Source organism: Proteus genomosp. 4 str. ATCC 51469, from assembly GCF_003144375.1.
In the GTDB taxonomy this organism is placed as follows: domain Bacteria; phylum Pseudomonadota; class Gammaproteobacteria; order Enterobacterales; family Enterobacteriaceae; genus Proteus.
Map to the genome: position 1 here is coordinate 1 of NZ_PENV01000019.1, position 17,750 is coordinate 17,750.

At 38.5% G+C, this 17,750-nt stretch carries 16 protein-coding genes, 1 tRNA gene and 1 rRNA gene; 16 read left to right on the forward strand and 2 right to left on the reverse strand.

Translation table 11 applies throughout. The annotated features are described in order from the left end of the window. Window positions 1-169 precede the first annotated feature (169 nt). From rrf to DK866_RS16270, 6 genes are all read left to right on the forward strand, one after another. Window positions 170-285, forward strand: a 5S ribosomal RNA gene (rrf, locus tag DK866_RS16245). A 51-nt stretch (window positions 286-336) separates the two neighbouring features. Then, window positions 337-413, forward strand: a tRNA-Asp gene (locus tag DK866_RS16250). 217 nt (window positions 414-630) lie between these two features. Beyond that, window positions 631-1,416 carry an endonuclease/exonuclease/phosphatase family protein gene (locus DK866_RS16255; protein WP_072070197.1) on the forward strand — a complete coding sequence of 262 codons (786 nt, stop codon included), beginning with the start codon at window positions 631-633 and terminating at the stop codon, window positions 1,414-1,416. Between the two features lie 184 nt (window positions 1,417-1,600). After that, window positions 1,601-2,794 (forward strand): NAD(P)/FAD-dependent oxidoreductase, encoded by a 1,194-nt coding sequence (locus DK866_RS16260; protein WP_109409737.1) that lies wholly within the window; start codon window positions 1,601-1,603, stop codon window positions 2,792-2,794. Window positions 2,795-2,805: 11 nt separating this feature from the next. Beyond that, window positions 2,806-3,204, forward strand: coding sequence for a hypothetical protein (locus DK866_RS16265; RefSeq protein WP_109409738.1), 399 nt, complete (start codon window positions 2,806-2,808; stop codon window positions 3,202-3,204). A 19-nt stretch (window positions 3,205-3,223) separates the two neighbouring features. Next, window positions 3,224-4,405 (forward strand): methionine gamma-lyase, encoded by a 1,182-nt coding sequence (locus DK866_RS16270; RefSeq protein WP_109409739.1) that lies wholly within the window; start codon window positions 3,224-3,226, stop codon window positions 4,403-4,405. A 94-nt stretch (window positions 4,406-4,499) separates the two neighbouring features. On the opposite strand, the gene DK866_RS16275 is transcribed toward DK866_RS16270, so the two are convergent. Further along, window positions 4,500-5,867, reverse strand: coding sequence for an amino acid permease (locus DK866_RS16275; protein WP_109409740.1), 1,368 nt, complete (start codon window positions 5,865-5,867; stop codon window positions 4,500-4,502). Between the two features lie 166 nt (window positions 5,868-6,033). Here DK866_RS16275 and queE point away from each other — a divergent pair, with 166 nt between their 5' ends. Beyond that, on the forward strand, window positions 6,034-6,705 hold the full coding sequence (gene queE, locus DK866_RS16280; RefSeq protein ID WP_109409741.1) for a 7-carboxy-7-deazaguanine synthase QueE: 672 nt from the start codon (window positions 6,034-6,036) through the stop codon (window positions 6,703-6,705). Between the two features lie 80 nt (window positions 6,706-6,785). Here the strand turns inward: queE and queD are convergent, their stop codons facing one another. After that, window positions 6,786-7,148, reverse strand: coding sequence for a 6-carboxytetrahydropterin synthase QueD (queD, locus tag DK866_RS16285; RefSeq protein ID WP_208624189.1), 363 nt, complete (start codon window positions 7,146-7,148; stop codon window positions 6,786-6,788). A 301-nt stretch (window positions 7,149-7,449) separates the two neighbouring features. Between queD and cysJ the strand changes: the two genes are divergently transcribed. The 9 genes from cysJ to ispD all read left to right on the forward strand — a co-directional run bounded on the left by cysJ (window position 7,450) and on the right by ispD (window position 17,749). Continuing rightward, window positions 7,450-9,261 (forward strand): NADPH-dependent assimilatory sulfite reductase flavoprotein subunit, encoded by a 1,812-nt coding sequence (gene cysJ, locus DK866_RS16290; RefSeq protein ID WP_109409743.1) that lies wholly within the window; start codon window positions 7,450-7,452, stop codon window positions 9,259-9,261. Then, on the forward strand, window positions 9,262-10,992 hold the full coding sequence (gene cysI / locus DK866_RS16295) for an assimilatory sulfite reductase (NADPH) hemoprotein subunit (RefSeq protein WP_109409744.1): 1,731 nt from the start codon (window positions 9,262-9,264) through the stop codon (window positions 10,990-10,992). It begins immediately after the preceding gene. Beyond that, entirely contained in the window at window positions 10,989-11,720 is a 732-nt protein-coding gene (locus DK866_RS16300; RefSeq protein WP_109409745.1) for a phosphoadenylyl-sulfate reductase, read from the forward strand. Before cysI ends, DK866_RS16300 begins: the two co-directional genes overlap by 4 nt. A 203-nt stretch (window positions 11,721-11,923) precedes the next feature. Continuing rightward, on the forward strand, window positions 11,924-13,348 hold the full coding sequence (cysG, locus tag DK866_RS16305; protein ID WP_109409746.1) for a siroheme synthase CysG: 1,425 nt from the start codon (window positions 11,924-11,926) through the stop codon (window positions 13,346-13,348). Between the two features lie 11 nt (window positions 13,349-13,359). Beyond that, window positions 13,360-14,268 (forward strand): sulfate adenylyltransferase subunit CysD, encoded by a 909-nt coding sequence (gene cysD / locus DK866_RS16310; RefSeq protein ID WP_109409747.1) that lies wholly within the window; start codon window positions 13,360-13,362, stop codon window positions 14,266-14,268. Window positions 14,269-14,279: 11 nt separating this feature from the next. Next, window positions 14,280-15,731 carry a sulfate adenylyltransferase subunit CysN gene (gene cysN, locus DK866_RS16315; protein ID WP_109409748.1) on the forward strand — a complete coding sequence of 484 codons (1,452 nt, stop codon included), beginning with the start codon at window positions 14,280-14,282 and terminating at the stop codon, window positions 15,729-15,731. Between the two features lie 2 nt (window positions 15,732-15,733). Next, a complete protein-coding gene (gene cysC, locus DK866_RS16320) occupies window positions 15,734-16,339 on the forward strand; it encodes an adenylyl-sulfate kinase (protein ID WP_109409749.1) in 606 nt (201 codons plus the stop codon). A 330-nt stretch (window positions 16,340-16,669) separates the two neighbouring features. Beyond that, on the forward strand, window positions 16,670-16,960 hold the full coding sequence (gene ftsB, locus DK866_RS16325; RefSeq protein ID WP_072070183.1) for a cell division protein FtsB: 291 nt from the start codon (window positions 16,670-16,672) through the stop codon (window positions 16,958-16,960). A gap of 39 nt (window positions 16,961-16,999) precedes the next feature. Beyond that, on the forward strand, window positions 17,000-17,749 hold the full coding sequence (ispD, locus tag DK866_RS16330) for a 2-C-methyl-D-erythritol 4-phosphate cytidylyltransferase (RefSeq protein WP_109409750.1): 750 nt from the start codon (window positions 17,000-17,002) through the stop codon (window positions 17,747-17,749). Window position 17,750 lies beyond the last annotated feature (1 nt).

Consider the following 17,750-nt stretch of genomic DNA (forward strand, 5'->3'; position numbering starts at 1 on the left):
TAGCGATACGTTGAGCTAACCAGTACTAATGAACCGTGAGGCTTAACCTGACAACACCGAAGGTGTTTTGTCTGAGAGACAAAGAGTAGATGAAGTAAGCTTGTTTAAGATTGAATATTGCTGGTTATTGTGTAGAGATACAAAATAACGGGTAATAAAACAGAATTTGCTTGGCGGCCATAGCGCAGCGGTCCCACCTGATCCCATGCCGAACTCAGAAGTGAAACGTTGTAGCGCCGATGGTAGTGTGGGGTCTCCCCATGTGAGAGTAGGGAACTGCCAGGCATTAAATTAAAGCATTAGTGTTGGAAAACATTAATCGCGAAAAGAATACGCGGAGCGGTAGTTCAGTTGGTTAGAATACCTGCCTGTCACGCAGGGGGTCGCGGGTTCGAGTCCCGTCCGTTCCGCCAACATTAAGAAACCTAAGTCTAATGACTTAGGTTTTTTTTTGCTTAAAATTTAAGAATAAACAGACATTAAATCTATAAAATTAAGTAAAAATAACTAATTCATATAAAAATAATTACTTTTGTTGATTATGATGTCCTTTTAAAAGATGAGGGTAGCGCTAGGCTTTGGTATACTTAAGTTATAGCAAGAAATCTTGCTGCTTATCTGAGGTTGTTAATGGCGAAGAAACCGACTTATTCAGTACGTTTTGTGGCAGGTCAACCTGTAGAAAGGATTGAACCAAGCCCGCCTTTAAGTGAAAGAAAGGATACGTTACCTATTGGAATGCCTCTTTATACAGAAGGCACGCTAAAAATTGCGGTTTGGAATATCTATAAACAGCAAAGACCAAATTGGCGCAATATGTTAGAGATCTTATCAACCGATACGCATTTACTTTTATTGCAAGAGGCTCAAACTACGCCTGAACTTGTTCGTTTTGCAGGAACCCATCATTTAATCGCAGATCAAGTACCTGCCTTAGCTTTTCAGCAACATCCCGCGGGGGTAATGACTTTATCAAGTTCTCATCCTATCTATTGTTGTCCTTTAAGAGAAAAAGAACCTTTTCTACGTTTATCAAAATCAGCATTAATTACGGTATATCCGCTGATCACGGGTGATCATCTAATGGTGATTAATGTGCATGCGATTAATTTTAGTTTTGGTGTTGATGTGTATCAGCGTCAATTAAGTAATTTATCTGTTCATATCATGCACCATAAAGGCCCTATTATTCTTGCAGGTGATTTTAATGCATGGAGTCGTCCTAGAGTGAATGTATTAAAGCGTTTTGCGAGAAGGTTAAGACTTAAAGAGGTTATTTTTGATAATGATTGGCGTACTAAAGCATTTGGTAAACCGTTAGATTATATTTTCTATCGCGGATTATCGCTAAATAATGCAGAAGTGCTGATCACTGATGCTTCAGATCATCATCCTTTAATTGCAACATTTTATTAGTGAGTGATGATAACGATAGTTAATATTAAATTTAAATATTTAAATTCGATATGATTATAACGATTATCAATTAGAATAATTATTTTAAAGATAGTTTATTTATCTATTTAATCTATTTGTTATATTAATGCCTTTTACTATACTTTTTTTTGTCTATCTAATATCACTAGATATAGGAAATAAAATGCCAACAAAAAATATAGTTATTATTGGCGGTGGTACCGGCGGAACTATTCTTGCTAATATCCTGGCTAAAAAATTAAATGAAGAAATATTTTCAAATAAAATTAAAATAACACTTATTTCAGATAACCCTCATCATTATTACAAGCCTGCATTTATGTATATTGCATTTAATCTCTTTTTAAAAGAAGAGTTAATGCGATCAGAAAGAAGTTTATTAAGACCTGAAATTGAATTTGTTATAGATAAAGCTGAGCGTTTTGACTTTAACAATAAAGTTATCTATTGCGAGTCCAAGAAAAAATATAATTATGATTTCTTAGTTTTGGCAACTGGCTGTGTTCCTAGCCCTCATAGAATTGAAGGTTTAAAAGAAGCAGGTAGTCATTTTTATCAATATGAAGCAGCAAGAGCGCTCGCTGATAAACTTGCGACAATTGAAAAAGGGCGTGTATTTATTACAGTGAGTTTTCCTGAAACGCCGAATGTGCCTCATCAATGTGGTATTGCTCCAATGGAAACAACCTTGATGCTTGATGAACTATTACGTCAACGTCGAGTAAGAAAAAATATTGAAATTGTTTATACCTATCCTACAGTTGCTCAACTTTTAAGAAACTGTTTGTTTATGCAACAAGAGGTTTGCGAAGTCCTTCCTGCGGTATTTTCAGAGCGAGATATTAAAGCTAAACGTGGATTTACATTAAGCCATGTTGATCCAGATAAAAAGATAGCTTACTCAAAAGAGGGTGAAGCAGAGCCGTTTGATATTCTGATGAGTACTCCGCCAATTACTGCGGTTGAAGCTATTCGTAACACGGGTTTAAGTGAACATAATAACGGTGAGGGGTGGTTACCTACAGATCCCGAAACATTACAAGTTTATGGATTAAACCAAGTTTATGTTATTGGTGATACCGTTGATTTACCGATCAGTAAAGCCGGTGGTAGCTGTCATAACCAAGCCGGTGTAATTGCTAATAATATCTGTGGTGAACTGCGCTATGGTTATCCTGCCACTATTTATGATGGTCGAGTACAAGCCGTTGCACAAATGGGGCTATCAGCAGGAATGCCATTACAATATGATTATAAGCACGACGTAATACCTACACCGCCAACAAAGTTAGGGGGATTATTACGTAATAGTTATAACAGAGGTTTATATTGGGCAACAGTTAGAGGATTATTATAGGGGATACAATAATGAGTGAAAATAATTTAAGCCCAGCAGATATTCAACTGTTAACGGATGAAGATAAATTACATCTTCAACATTTATTAGAAAAAGCAAGACCATTATTAGCATTAAAGCGGTTTGATAATATCGTCGATTTATTATCTTTAATATCAGATTCAATAGATATTATGGATAACGCAACGGTTGAAAAACTGTCGGTCGCATTTGAAGAAACATTAATTCCAGTATGGGAATTAAGTGCCGCTTATAATATGGCAAAGAAAGAATCTATTTATCAAGATAAAAAATATACTTTAGGATCAACTTTTGCATTATTAAGAAATCCTGATACGCTTAAAGGAATTTCTATTATTCTAAGAACAGTTCAAATTATCGGGGAAAATAACCAACGAATAGAAAACTAATTAATAATTAGGAGATGTAATGACGCAAGGTAATAAACATTTTAATACTCAAGCAATACATTATGGTTATTCTCCGTTAGACTCTCAGGGGGCGTTAGTGCCTCCTGTTTTTCAAACGTCTACTTTTGTTTTTCCGACGGCTCAATATGGAGCTGATTGTTTTGCAGGGCGGCAAAAAGGACATTTTTATTCACGGATTTCTAATCCTACATTAAATTTATTAGAAAAACGTTTAGCACAATTAGAAGATGGTGAAGGTGCAGTTGTTTTTTCTTCAGGAATGGGCGCGATTACATCAACCTGTTGGTCGTTACTTCAGCCTGGTGATGAATTGATTGCAGATATGACACTTTATGGATGTACTTTTACTTTTTTTAATCATGGGCTTGCCAAGTTTGGCATTAAAATAAAACACGTTGATTTAACTAATCTAAAAAAACTGAAAGAAGCGATTACTGAGAAAACAAAAATAATTTTTTTTGAAACTCCTGCTAATCCTAATATGCGTGTCAGTGATATAGCAAACATATCAGAAATAGCTCATCAGTATAATATTTTAGTGATAGTGGATAGCACTTACTGTTCACCTTATTTACAACAACCCTTAAAACTTGGTGCAGATATTGTTGTGCATTCTATGACCAAATACTTATCAGGCCATGGCGATGTGACTGCGGGTGCAATTATTACTACACATGAATTAGCCAATAAAATACGTGTTGAGGGTTTAAAGGATATGACAGGGGCTTGTTTGTCTCCTCACGATGCCTCGTTAATATTACGAGGTATAAAAACGTTAGGCATAAGAATGGAGCAGATCTGCGAAAATGCACAACGTATAGCACAATACCTTGAAGATAATCCTAAAGTCGAAACTATTTATTATCCTGGGCTGACTTCTTTTCCTCAATATGAACTAGCTAAACGTCAAATGCGGTTAGCTGGAGGTATGATAGCTATTGAGTTAAAAGGAGGCATTAAAGCAGGTAGAGAGTTTCTCAATCGCTTAAATCTTTTTAGTCGAGCTGTGAGCTTAGGAGACTGCGAATCTTTAGCTCAACATCCAGCGACAATGACTCATGCTACTTATAGTGTAGAAGAACGGCAAAGACATGGCATTAGTGACGGTTTGGTTCGTTTATCAATTGGCCTAGAAGATGTGGATGATTTAATTGCAGATCTAGAACAAGCACTGGCTTAGTAACAATCGCTATTATGTAATAAAGAAAAAGGCTGTGAAATTATCCACAGCCTTTATTGCCCAACTTAAATATTGGTTAACTCAGAAATATGATTTATTTCTGGTTCATTCTTGGTTTGATACCCACATAGTAGCCGATAGTTAAAATCGCTACCCATACCATACCCACAATCAATGCCATTCTAGTTGATTCAAAATACCCTAAGATTGCGATAACAAACGCCATAAAGACGATAGTTAGTGCTGGTGCAACAGGCCATAGTGGTACTGGGAATTTAAGTGTTTTTACTTCTTCAGCGCTCATCTTACGACGCATAGCGACTTGTGAAAGTAAAATCATTAACCAAACCCAAACTGTTGCAAATGTCGCAATAGAGGCAATTAAAACAAAGATTTGCTCTGGAATAAGATAATTAAGCACTACGCCAAGTAACAGTACCACTGACATTACTAGTACTGTCATCCAAGGCACGCCATTACGGGTAAGCTTCATAAAGGATTTAGGTGCTTGCCCTTCTTGAGCCATACCGTACATCATACGACCCGCCCCAAAGATATCACTATTAATTGCAGAAATTGCGGCTGTAATAACCACAAGGTTTAAGATATTTGCAGCTGAATTGATCCCTAGATTTGAGAAAATTTGTACAAATGGGCTACCGTTATGGCCGATTTGTTGCCAAGGGAAAATACACATTAGAATAAATATTGTTAGAACATAGAATAATAAGATACGAAACGGTACAGCATTGATAGCTTTAGGAATGGTTTTCTCAGGATCTTTAGCTTCACTGGCAGTAATACCAATGACTTCAATCCCACCAAATGCAAACATCACAATGGCAAGCGAGGCGATAACCCCTTCAATACCATTTGGCATAAAACCACCAAACTCCCATAAGTTAGAGATACCAATAGGATGCTCAGTTTGTTGGCCAAAGCCATACATCATAATAACAACACCACCAATGATCATTGCGATAATAGCAGTGACTTTAACAATAGAAAGCCAAAACTCCATTTCCCCAAATATCTTCACATGGCAAAGGTTTAAGGCACCAATAAAGCAAACTATGCCTAATACCCATATCCATTGATCGACATCAGGGAACCAAAGTTTCATATAAAAACCAAATGCTGTGACGTCAGCTAGACAAACAATCAGCATTTCAAAAACGTAGTTCCAGCCGGTTAAGAAGCCTGCTAAAGGCCCCATATAATGGCTAGCATATTGTGAGAAAGAGCCCGCAACAGGATGATGAACGGCCATTTCCCCTAATGCACGCATAACCATAAATACCGCAGCACCACCGATAAGGTAAGCCAATAATACTGCGGGACCTGCTTTTTCAATGGCTGCAGCTGAGCCATAAAATAGACCTGTCCCGATCGCAGAGCCTAGCGCCATGAAACGAATGTGCCGCCCTGATAATCCTCGTGAAAGTTGATTCTCTTTTTGCATCTAAAGTATTCCCATCTCTGTCCAACGGAGGAACTCTATCCTCTTTTTCAGTGTCTTCTCGCACGTTAGCTATTCAAAACAAACCATGTACCTTATCATAAAGCCTCTTACGGTGAGATAGTTATCTGTAATAATCATCAGCATTCATTGGATATCAGAGTTTCTTATGCAATACCCCATTAATGAAGTGTTTCAAACCTTACAGGGTGAAGGTGTTTTTACTGGCGTTCCTGCGCTTTTCGTTCGATTACAAGGTTGCCCAGTCGGCTGTAGTTGGTGTGATACAAAGCATACTTGGGAAAAAGAGGACGAAAAAAAAGTTCCTCTTGGTGATATCCCGATTAAAACGCAAGAAAGCGATACTTGGGGCGAAGCCAGTGTTGCTGAAATTTTATCACTTTTTCAGCAACAAGGTTATAGTGCAAAACACGTTGTTATCACGGGAGGGGAACCTTGTTTATATGATTTGCGTCCTTTAACGCAAGGATTAGAGCAAGCGGGTTTTGTCTGCCAGATAGAAACCAGCGGTACTCATGACATTCTATGTAGTGAAAAAACATGGGTCACACTCTCACCTAAAGTGGGAATGCGAGGTGGTTTTAGTGTTTTATCAAACGCTATCAATCGTGCTAATGAAATAAAACATCCTGTTGGACGTGAAAAAGATATTGAAGCGTTGGATACATTATTGGCATTACGCACAGAACAACCTGCACCTGTTGTTGCTTTACAGCCCATTAGTTGTAAAGAGAGTGCAACGGCATTATGTATTAAAACTTGTATTGAACGTAATTGGCGTTTCTCAATGCAAACGCATAAGTATTTAAATATTGCGTGATCAGACTTTTAATATGAAAAAAATCAGCCAATAAAAGGCTGATTTTTTTTAGGTGATAACGGTTTAATCTTAATACAGATCTATTCACCGCGATAAATACATCCTGCTGTACACGTCTCTTTCACCATTACCGCAGATAATAATGGTAATACTGGTTTTACTTGCTGCCAAATCCATTTTGCGAGCACTTCGCTGGTCGGATTTTCAAGGCCTTCAATTTCGTTAAGATAGTAGTGATCAAGGCGCTCAAGAGTGGGTTTAAATGCGGCTTTAACATCAGCAAAATCAATAAGCCAACCTGACAGTGTATCAACTTCACCTGTTAGCTCTAATCGAACCAAAAAGGAGTGTCCGTGCAGGCGTCCGCATTTGTGGCCTTCAGGAACATGCGGTAAATGGTGGGCAGCTTCAAACTGAAAATCTTTAAAGATGGTGGTTGTCATCAAAACTCTCTTGACTTAATTAGTAAAAAAAAGACACAAATAGAACGAAGTCTACCAGTGTAGCCGATTTAGCGTATCACGCCTAATCTCCCTTAATCTTAATGACTTGTTATGTTCCTTTTTGCTTATTAATTTTATTGGTAAAGGAAACCGATAAATAAATTTAGCATTTAAGGTTATTAGATAGAGCCAACAGGTCTTTAATTCACCTTCTAGTCGTGAGATACCCTCTCAATATTAGAAATATTATCAAAGAACAATAAAGCACAGATAAGTGCTTCGCTTTTTTAAGGCAGGATAAATGAGCAATCAACCCCCATTATTATCAATGCTTCCATTAACACCGGAGCAATTGAATAAATTACAGGATGCAACAAAAGATCTCTCAACAGCGCAAATTGCGTGGTTATCTGGGTATTTATGGGGGCAGTTGGATCATGCTGCCGTACCCGTGTCAACAGCGGTTGTTTCACCACAAGTTCCTGAACAAGAGACTATTACATTAATCTCTGCTTCTCAGACTGGTAATGCCCGCCATCTGACAGAACAATTACGAGATAATCTAGTTGCTCATAAATTGAATGTTGAGTTGTACTCTGCTAGTGAATATAAATTTAAGCAGATCCATAAAGCGACAACTTTAATTATTATTGCATCTACACAAGGAGAGGGTGAGCCTCCAGAAGAAGCGATTGCTTTCTATAAATATCTGCACTCTAAAAAAGCAGCTGAAATGAAGGAAACGTCTTATGCGGTATTTAGTTTAGGCGATACTTCTTACGAACATTTCTGCAAGGCAGGCAAAGACTTTGATGAAAGAATTGCCCAACTTGGTGCAACGCGCTTATTACCTAGAGTTGATGCTGATGTTGAATATCAGGCCATTGCGGATGAATGGATAAAACAGCTTACAGAGATCTTAAAAATAAAAGTACCTGCACAGAGTACGCAAGTATTACAGCAAACGCAGTCAGGTACGACAGATACGATAGAAACTTCTATTTATCATCGTGATGCGCCTTTTACTGCCACATTACTGACTAATCAAAAAATCACAGGTCGAAATTCGGATAGAGATATTCGCCATATTGAAATCAGTCTTGAAGGTTCTGATTTGCAATATCAACCTGGTGATGCACTGGGTGTTTGGTTTAATAATTCGCCTGAAAAAGTCGATGAACTTATTACATTATTGTGGCTAAAAGGTGATGAAACTGTCACGTTAAAATCTCAAACATTCACCTTAAAAGAAGCCTTATTACATCATTGTGAATTGACTCAAAATAGCGCGCCTATCGTCAAGGCTTATGCGCAACTTACACGCCATGAAGATTTATTGTCACTTATTGCTGATAAAACAAAGCTTCAGCAATATGCACAAAAACACCCTATTAATGAGATGGTGCGCCAATATTGTGCTCAGCCAACGGCACAAGATTTTGTGGATATTTTACGTCCTCTTACTCCTCGCCTTTACTCTATTGCATCATCACAACAAGAAGTGGAAGACGAAGTACACCTTACATTAGGCGTTGTGCGTTATGACGTAAACTCGCGTGCGTATACTGGTGGTGCCTCTGGCTTTTTAGCGGATAACTTGAAAGAAGGCGATACCGTCAATGTTTTTATTGAAAAAAATGAACATTTTCGTTTACCAAACAATAACGATGCACCTGTGATTATGATTGGGCCAGGTACAGGTATTGCACCTTTTAGAGCCTTTATGCAACAGCGCGAAAATGACGGTGCAACAGGTAAAAACTGGTTATTTTTCGGTAACCCTCATTTTGTTGAAGATTTTCTCTATCAAGTGGAATGGCAACGTTATGTCAAAAGCGGCCTGTTAACCCATATTGATTTAGCATGGTCACGAGATCAAGCACATAAAATTTATGTACAAGATAAATTACGTGAACGTGGTAGTGATATTTGGCAATGGTTACAACAAGGCGCTTATCTTTATGTCTGTGGTGATGCATCACATATGGCAAAAGATGTTGAACAAGCGTTGTTAGATATTGTGATGGAGTATGGCAATAAAAATAGTGAAGCAGCAGATGAATATTTAAGTGAGCTACGTCTAGAACGGCGTTATCAGAGGGATGTCTATTAAATGAAATCACATACTCAAGCGCCCTTAGTGGTTGAAGGGAAACTGGCCGATAGTGAACGCATGAAAAAAGAGAGTCATTTTTTACGCGGCACTATTACAGAAGACTTACAAAATGGTTTAACAGGTGGGTTTGAAGGCGATAACTTTCTATTGATCCGCTTTCATGGCATGTATCAACAAGATGACAGAGATATTCGTGCAGAACGTGCGGAGCAAATGTTAGAGCCTCGTCATGCGATGATGTTACGTTGTCGTTTACCCGGTGGTATTATCTCACCTAAACAGTGGCTTAGCATTGATCAGTTTGCGACAGAAAATACACTTTACGGCAGTATTCGAATTACTAACCGCCAAACTTTTCAATTTCATGGCATTTTAAAGGGTAATGTAAAACCTGCCCATCAAATGTTAGCCGCCACAGGACTTGATTCTCTAGCAACAGCGAATGATGTTAACCGTAATGTCTTATGTACTTCAAATCCAGTGCAATCTTCATTACACCAAGAAGCGTATGAGTGGGCAAAAAAAATATCAGAGCATTTATTACCACGCACTCATGCATATGCTGAAATTTGGTTAGACAAAGAAAAAATTGCAACAACAGATGAAGAGCCTATTTTAGGAGAAACCTATTTACCGCGGAAATTTAAAACCTCGGTGGTGATCCCGCCTCATAATGATGTCGATCTTCATGCTAATGATATGAATTTTATTGCAATTGCTGAAAATGGGCGTCTTGTCGGGTTTAATGTACTGGTGGGGGGCGGTCTTGCGATGACTCATGGTGATAAGAATACCTTTCCTCGCTTAGCCAGTGAATTTGGCTATATCCCTATTGAAAAAACCTTAGCAATTGCTGAGGCGATTGTGACGACCCAGCGTGATTGGGGAAATCGTACTGAACGTAAAAATGCAAAAACAAAATACACATTAGAACGTGTTGGAATAGAAACATTTAAGCAGGAAGTTGAACGTCGCTCAGGTGTTATTTTTGATGCTATTCGACCTTATGAATTTACACATAGAGGCGATCAAATTGGTTGGTTAAAAGGTGTTGATGATAAATGGCATCTTACTTTATTTATTGAAAGTGGTCGATTGATTGATAAGCCTGATGCTCCATTGAAAACGGGTGTGGCTGAAATTGCTAAAATTCATCAAGGTGATTTTCGTCTTACTGCCAATCAAAATTTGATTGTGGCGGGTGTACCTGAAAATGAAAAAGCAAATATTGAAGCTATTGCTCGTCGATATGGATTAATTGATGACAAGGTGACCCCACTGCGTGAACATGCAATGGCCTGTGTCTCTTTTCCAACTTGCCCATTGGCAATGGCTGAAGCAGAGCGTTTTTTACCTTCATTCACTGATACACTTGATAGTTTGATGACAAAACATGGAGTGAGTGATGAGTACATTGTTGTTCGTGTAACAGGATGCCCGAACGGTTGCGGTCGCGCTATGCTGGCAGAAGTTGGGCTGGTGGGGAAAGCGCCCGATCGTTATAACCTACATTTAGGCGGTAATCGTATTGGTACACGCATACCTAGAATGTATCGTGAAAATATTACCTCGCAAGAAATTATAGCGATACTTGATTCATTGATTGGTGATTGGGCCATTTCTCGCCATAACAATGAAGGGTTTGGTGATTTTCTTATTCGTACCGATGTTGTTAAACCTGTACTCAATTCTGCCGTGGATTTTTATGAAATACAGGAGGCGGTATGAATATATTTCAGCTTGAACAACTAAGGTTATTATCGATAGAAGAACAACAAAAAACGTTAGCTGAAATTAATCAAAAACTTGAGCAACTTACCGCTATTGAACGTATTACTTGGGCTTTAACGCATTTGCCTAAAGCTTATGTATTAAGCTCTAGTTTTGGTATTCAGTCTGCAGTCTGTTTGCATTTAATTACAAGGCAATATCCTGATATTCCTGTGATTTTGACAGATACGGGTTATTTGTTTCCTGAGACTTATCAGTTTATTGATACATTGACTCAACAGTTACAACTTAATTTAAAGGTGTATCGAGCTGAATTATCTTCATCTTGGCAAGAAGCCCGTTACGGTAAACTTTGGTTAAATGGCATAGACGGCATTGAGCGATATAACGATATCAATAAAGTTGAGCCGATGGAGAGAGCATTAAAAACGTTACAGGCTCAAACATGGTTTGCAGGTCTTCGCCGACAACAATCTAAAAGCCGTGAGCATTTACCAGTGCTTTCAATCTCAAAAGGGATCTTTAAGTTTTTACCGATAGTAGATTGGGATAATAAGCAAATTCATCAGTATCTTAAAGAAAATGATTTACCTTATCACCCCTTATGGGAGCAAGGTTATCTCTCTGTGGGTGATACTCATACAACCCGAAAATGGGAAGAAGGTATGAGTGAAGAAGAAACTCGTTTTTTTGGCTTAAAACGTGAGTGTGGGTTACACGAATAACGCCATTATTTATCAATGAAATAATTAGGGTAATAGTTCAATCTATTGCCCTATTTGTCGTTTTGAAAAATAACTCATTGAAATCATTTTATTTTTCCTTATTCCTTTCTGTTCCATCACATAGCTTTTTGTCATTTCATAAGCCCTAAAGCACCTTTTATAGTCGTTACTCATAAAGTGAACAGCGAAGGTGAGATACGCGTATGGATTACCTACCCTTATTTGTGGAATTAAAAGAACGCCCGGTGTTATTGGTGGGTGGTGGTCATGTTGCTGCGCGTAAAGCTTTGCTGTTATTAAGAGCAGGTGCTCGATTAAGAGTGATCGCTCCTCAATTATGTGACGAATTACATCTTGCTTATCAGCAAAATAAAATTGAATGGGTGTCAGCAAAATATCAATCTGAACATCTATTAGGAATGATGTTGGTTATTGTAGCTACAGATGACAGTGTACTTAATCAACAAGTTTATCTTGATGCACAAGCACGACATATTTTTGTCAATGTTGTGGATTCACAGCCTCAATGCTCATTTATCTTTCCTGCCATTATTGACAGAAACCCTATTTTGATTGCGATTTCCTCGGCGGGAAAAGCGCCTGTTTTAGTTCGTATGATACGTGAGAAGTTAGAAGCTTTATTGCCAAGTTCATTAGGCACAATGGCGACAATTGCAGGAAAATGGCGCCATAAAGTGAAACAACACTTAAATACTTTTCAAGCGCGTTGTCGTTTTTGGGAGCAAGCCTTCGGTGGTAAATTTGCCACTCTAGTGGCGAGTGATCAATTGGTTCAAGCCGAGGCCCAACTTGAACAACAATTAAAACAAAAAGAGAGTCAACAAGGTGAACTCGCATTAGTTGGGGCAGGCCCTGGTGATGCAGGTTTATTAACATTGCGTGGTTTACAGGTTATTCAACAAGCTGAAGTCGTCCTTTATGACAGTTTAGTAAGCCCAGAAGTTTTAGAACTGGTACGACGCGATGCTGACACTATTTGTGTGGGCAAAAGAGCTGGACATCACAGTGTTTCTCAAGAGGAAACAAATGCACTGATTGTGAAATATGCGCAATTAGGTAAACGAGTTGTTCGGTTAAAAGGGGGAGATCCCTTTATTTTTGGACGTGGTGGCGAAGAAATCGAAATTGCTATCGCGCATGGTATTGCGTTTCAGGTTGTACCAGGAGTCACCGCTGCCAGCGGAGCAAGTGCTTATGCTGGGATACCGTTAACTCACCGACAATATGCTCAAAGTGTCACTTTTATGACAGGACATTGTAAAGCTGATGGAATAGAACCAGATTGGGCATCGTTAGCGCAAGCTAATCACACACTCGCTATTTATATGGGAACGACAAAAGCAGAACTGATTAGTCAGCGTTTAATCAAACTCGGACGTTCTCCATTAACACCTATCGCTGTTATTAGTTGTGGCACACGCCGTGATCAGCAAGTTTTCACGGGTGATTTAACGCAATTAGCGCAATTGGCAGAAAAAGCGCCCACTCCGGCTCTATTAATTGTAGGAGAGGTGGCTGCATTGCACCATCAACTTGCGTGGTTTGGCGATAGACACGCTTATCCGTCTTTACCTTCGCACCATTCATCTTTGGTTCATTTTGCCTAAACGAGGTTGTTATGAATGAAACACAGTTAACGCATCTCCAGCAATTAGAAGCAGAAAGTATTTATATTCTGCGTGAAGTAGTCGCTGAATTTGCAAATCCCGTCATGCTTTATTCAATAGGCAAAGATTCCTCGGTGATGTTGCATTTAGCACGCAAGGCATTTTATCCCGCTAAATTACCTTTTCCTTTGCTACATGTTGATACTGGCTGGAAATTTCGAGAAATGTATGATTTTCGAGATAAAACAGCTAAAGAGTATGGTTTTGATCTTAAGGTTTATCGCAATCCACAAGGTGAAGAGCTTGGAATTAATCCGTTTATTCATGGTAGTGCAAAACATACGGATATCATGAAAACAGAAGGGTTAAAACAAGCTTTAGACAAATATGGTTTTGATGCGGCATTTGGTGGCGCTCGTCGTGATGAAGAAAAATCACGAGCCAAAGAACGTATTTATTCATTTAGAGATAGATCTCATCGTTGGGATCCAAAAAATCAACGTCCTGAATTATGGAAAAACTATAACGGCCAAATTAATAAAGGTGAAAGTATTCGAGTATTTCCATTATCTAACTGGACTGAACTCGATATTTGGCAATATATCTATTTAGAAAATATCGATATTGTTCCTCTTTATTTTGCAAAAAATAGACCTGTTATTGAGCGTGATGGCACATTAATTATGGTTGATGACGACAGAATTGATCTTAAGCCGGGTGAAGTTATCACTCAGCAACAAGTGAGATTTAGAACTTTAGGATGCTGGCCATTAACAGGAGCCATTCCTTCACAAGCCGAAACGCTACCTGCCATTATTGAGGAAATGCTGATTTCCACCAGCAGTGAACGACAAGGGCGTTTAATTGATAGTGATCAGTCCGCTTCAATGGAGCTGAAAAAACGTCAAGGTTACTTTTAATTGGAGGATATATGGGACTTGCAGTCGTGAAAACAAATCAACTTATTGCTGGTGAGATTGCACATTTTGGTGGCGTGGAAAGCTATCTTAAAATGCAACAAAACAAAGGGTTATTACGATTTTTAACCTGTGGTGATGTTGATGATGGTAAAAGCACATTAATAGGGCGTTTGCTTCATGATACAAGGCAGATCTACGAAGATCAGCTTTCTACATTACAAACGGAAAGTAAAAAAATAGGTACTCAAGGTGAAAAGCTCGATCTGGCTTTGCTGGTGGATGGATTAGCAGCGGAAAGGGAGCAAGGGATCACGATTGATGTTGCTTATCGTTATTTTTCAACGGCAAAACGCAAATTTATTATTGCTGATACACCCGGACATGCCCAATATACCCGTAATATGGCGACAGGAGCATCAACCAGTACACTTTCTATTCTGCTGATCGACTCTCGTAAAGGCGTACAAGAGCAAACGCGACGTCACAGTTTTATCAGCACACTTTTGGGGATACGCCATCTGATTGTGGCGATTAACAAAATGGATCTAGTGGATCACCAACAAGCTATTTTTGACTCGATCAAACAAGATTATCTTAAATTTGCCGATCAACTTCCTACAGATCTAACCATTGAATTTGTACCTATCTCTGCGCTTGATGGTGATAATGTCGTTTTACCTTCCTTGAATATGCCTTGGTATCAAGGGAAAACTTTGATTTCACTATTAGAAGACGCGCCAGTTAAATTGGGATCATCTACACAATCGCTACGTTTCCCAGTGCAATATGTAAATCGCCCTGATCTAGATTTTAGAGGATACAGTGGCACGATTTCTTCTGGTGTTATTTACCAAGGACAACAAATCAAAGTATTACCTTCGGGGCAACGTTCTACTATCAAACGTATTGTTACTTTTGATGGTGATTTAACCCAAGCGAGTGCGGGACAAGCTATTACACTTGTTTTAACTGATGAAATTGATATTAGTCGTGGAGATATTATTGTTGATAGTAGTGATACAACTGCCAATATTAGCACTCATGCATTGATAGATGTGGTATGGATGTCAGAGCAACCCTTAGTTCAAGGGCATATACTTGATATCAAGATTGCAGGCAAAAAGAGTCGAGCAAAAATAGAGAATATTCATTATCAAGTAGATGTGAATAAGCTTACTCAACAAGTTACAGATAATTTAAGTTTAAATGCAATAGGTAGTGTTGAAGTCTCATTCGAAGAGCCTTTGGTGCTTGATAACTATCAAGCCAATGCCGATATGGGAGGGCTTATTTTTATTGATAGGTTAAGCAATGTCACGGTAGGGGCGGGGCTTATTCGAGAAACTCGCAATACGCCTATACAAACTACGACACAATACGATGCTTTTGAAGTTGAGCTTAATCAGCTTATCCGTCGTCATTTTCCGCATTGGGGAGCAAGAGATCTTCTTGGAGGAAAATAAAGATGATAAGTGAAGATATTGTCTGGCATTCGCATAAAATTGGATTAAACGATCGTGAATCACAGCAAGCACACAAAGGATGTGTGCTTTGGTTTACTGGATTATCCGGATCGGGTAAATCCACGCTTGCTGATGCATTAGAGCAAGCACTTTATCAACACTCCGATTCGCCAATTCACACCTATTTATTAGATGGCGATAATTTACGCCATGGATTATGCCGTGATCTTGGGTTTAGCGAAGAAGATCGACATGAAAACATCCGCCGTGTGGGTGAAGTCGCTAAATTGATGGTAGATGCGGGGCTTATTGTTTTAACTGCTTTTATTTCACCTTATCGAGAAGATAGGCAACAAGTTAGACGTCATTTTGAGCAAGGTCGATTTATTGAGATCTTTGTCGATACTCCCCTTCATATTTGTGAGGATCGTGATCCGAAAGGGCTTTATCAAAAGGCAAGACGCGGTGAAATAAAACAATTTTCAGGTATTGATTCACCTTATGAACGCCCTGTTGATCCTGAATTACATTTAGATGGTACACTCTCTATTAATAAACTTACTCAGCAAATTCTCACATACCTACAGCAATATCAAATCTACCGTTAGTTTCGAATTAAAATTCAATTATCTCTACACAAAGACCCTATGAAAATGGGGATGTGTAGAGTTATCAATGAGTTATATTTATAAAACACATTTACCATCTCATCTGCTTAAATATCATTAAGTCTTTTCGTCTGAAATGGATTTATTTATCAATTAAGCCCATTGTGATTTATCTTAATAAGAAAAAATTAAGCCTTAATCTGAATATTACAAAAGTGCCCCACGTTTATAGTGAGCTGAATACAAATAATAATGTAATATATTCCAGCGCTTTTGTGGCGTCTGTGGTTGAGTTGTGGGATGATTAGCCCATTAATCTTGGGGGTGGTAATGGGGAAATTAACAGTCTTACTTCTGATTTTACTTGGTTGGCTACAATATTCATTGTGGTTAGGTAAAAATGGTATCCATGATTACAACAAAGTAAGTCAAGAAGTTGAATCTGCATTGGCGCAAAATACGCAGTTAAAAGAGCGTAATGATCGTCTATTTGCAGAGATTGATGACCTCAATGGCGGGCAAGAAGCGTTAGAAGAGCGCGCTCGTAGTGAATTAGGGATGATTAAGCCTAATGAGACCTTCTTCCGTATTGTGAATGATAAGTCTCAACCACGTCGTTAATTTATTGAATTAATAGTGTGTCCTGATACAAATACCATAATGAATATAACAAACTCTACTCTTCCTATTGTTGCCGTTATTCCGGCTGCTGGTATCGGAAGTCGAATGCAATCAATCTGCCCAAAACAATATTTGAAGATTGGTGGATTGACTATTCTTGAACATACCATTAATGCTTTATTAAAACACCCACGCATAATGAAAATTATTGTGGCAATTAGCCCGGATGATCATTATTTTCAAGCTTTGCCTTTAGCTCAAGATGAAAGGATCATTACAGTTAATGGCGGAGGGGAGCGTGCGGACTCCGTATTATCGGGTTTAGAGTACGTCACTCAGCATTTTTCTGATAAGACTTGGGCTCTTGTCCACGATGCAGCTAGGCCTTGCTTGCATTTTGGCGACCTTGATCATCTTATTAAATTAATTGATGAAAACTTTTCAGATCCACAGTTTTGCGGTGGTATTCTTGCAACTCCTGTACGTGATACGATGAAACGTAGCCATCAACAAGATAATCATATTGAACAAACAGTAGAGAGAACAACACTATGGCATGCTTTAACGCCACAGTTCTTTCCAGCCTTGTTATTAAAACAAAATATAGAAAATGCACTCTCAGAAAAAGCAACTATTACTGATGAAGCATCAGCAATGGAATTTGCTGGATATGAACCTCTATTAGTAAAAGGGCGTGCAGACAATATCAAAGTAACTCAGCCAGAAGATTTGGCGCTTGCAGAGTTTTTTCTTTCACGCCAAATCACCAATATAAGGAACACACAATAAA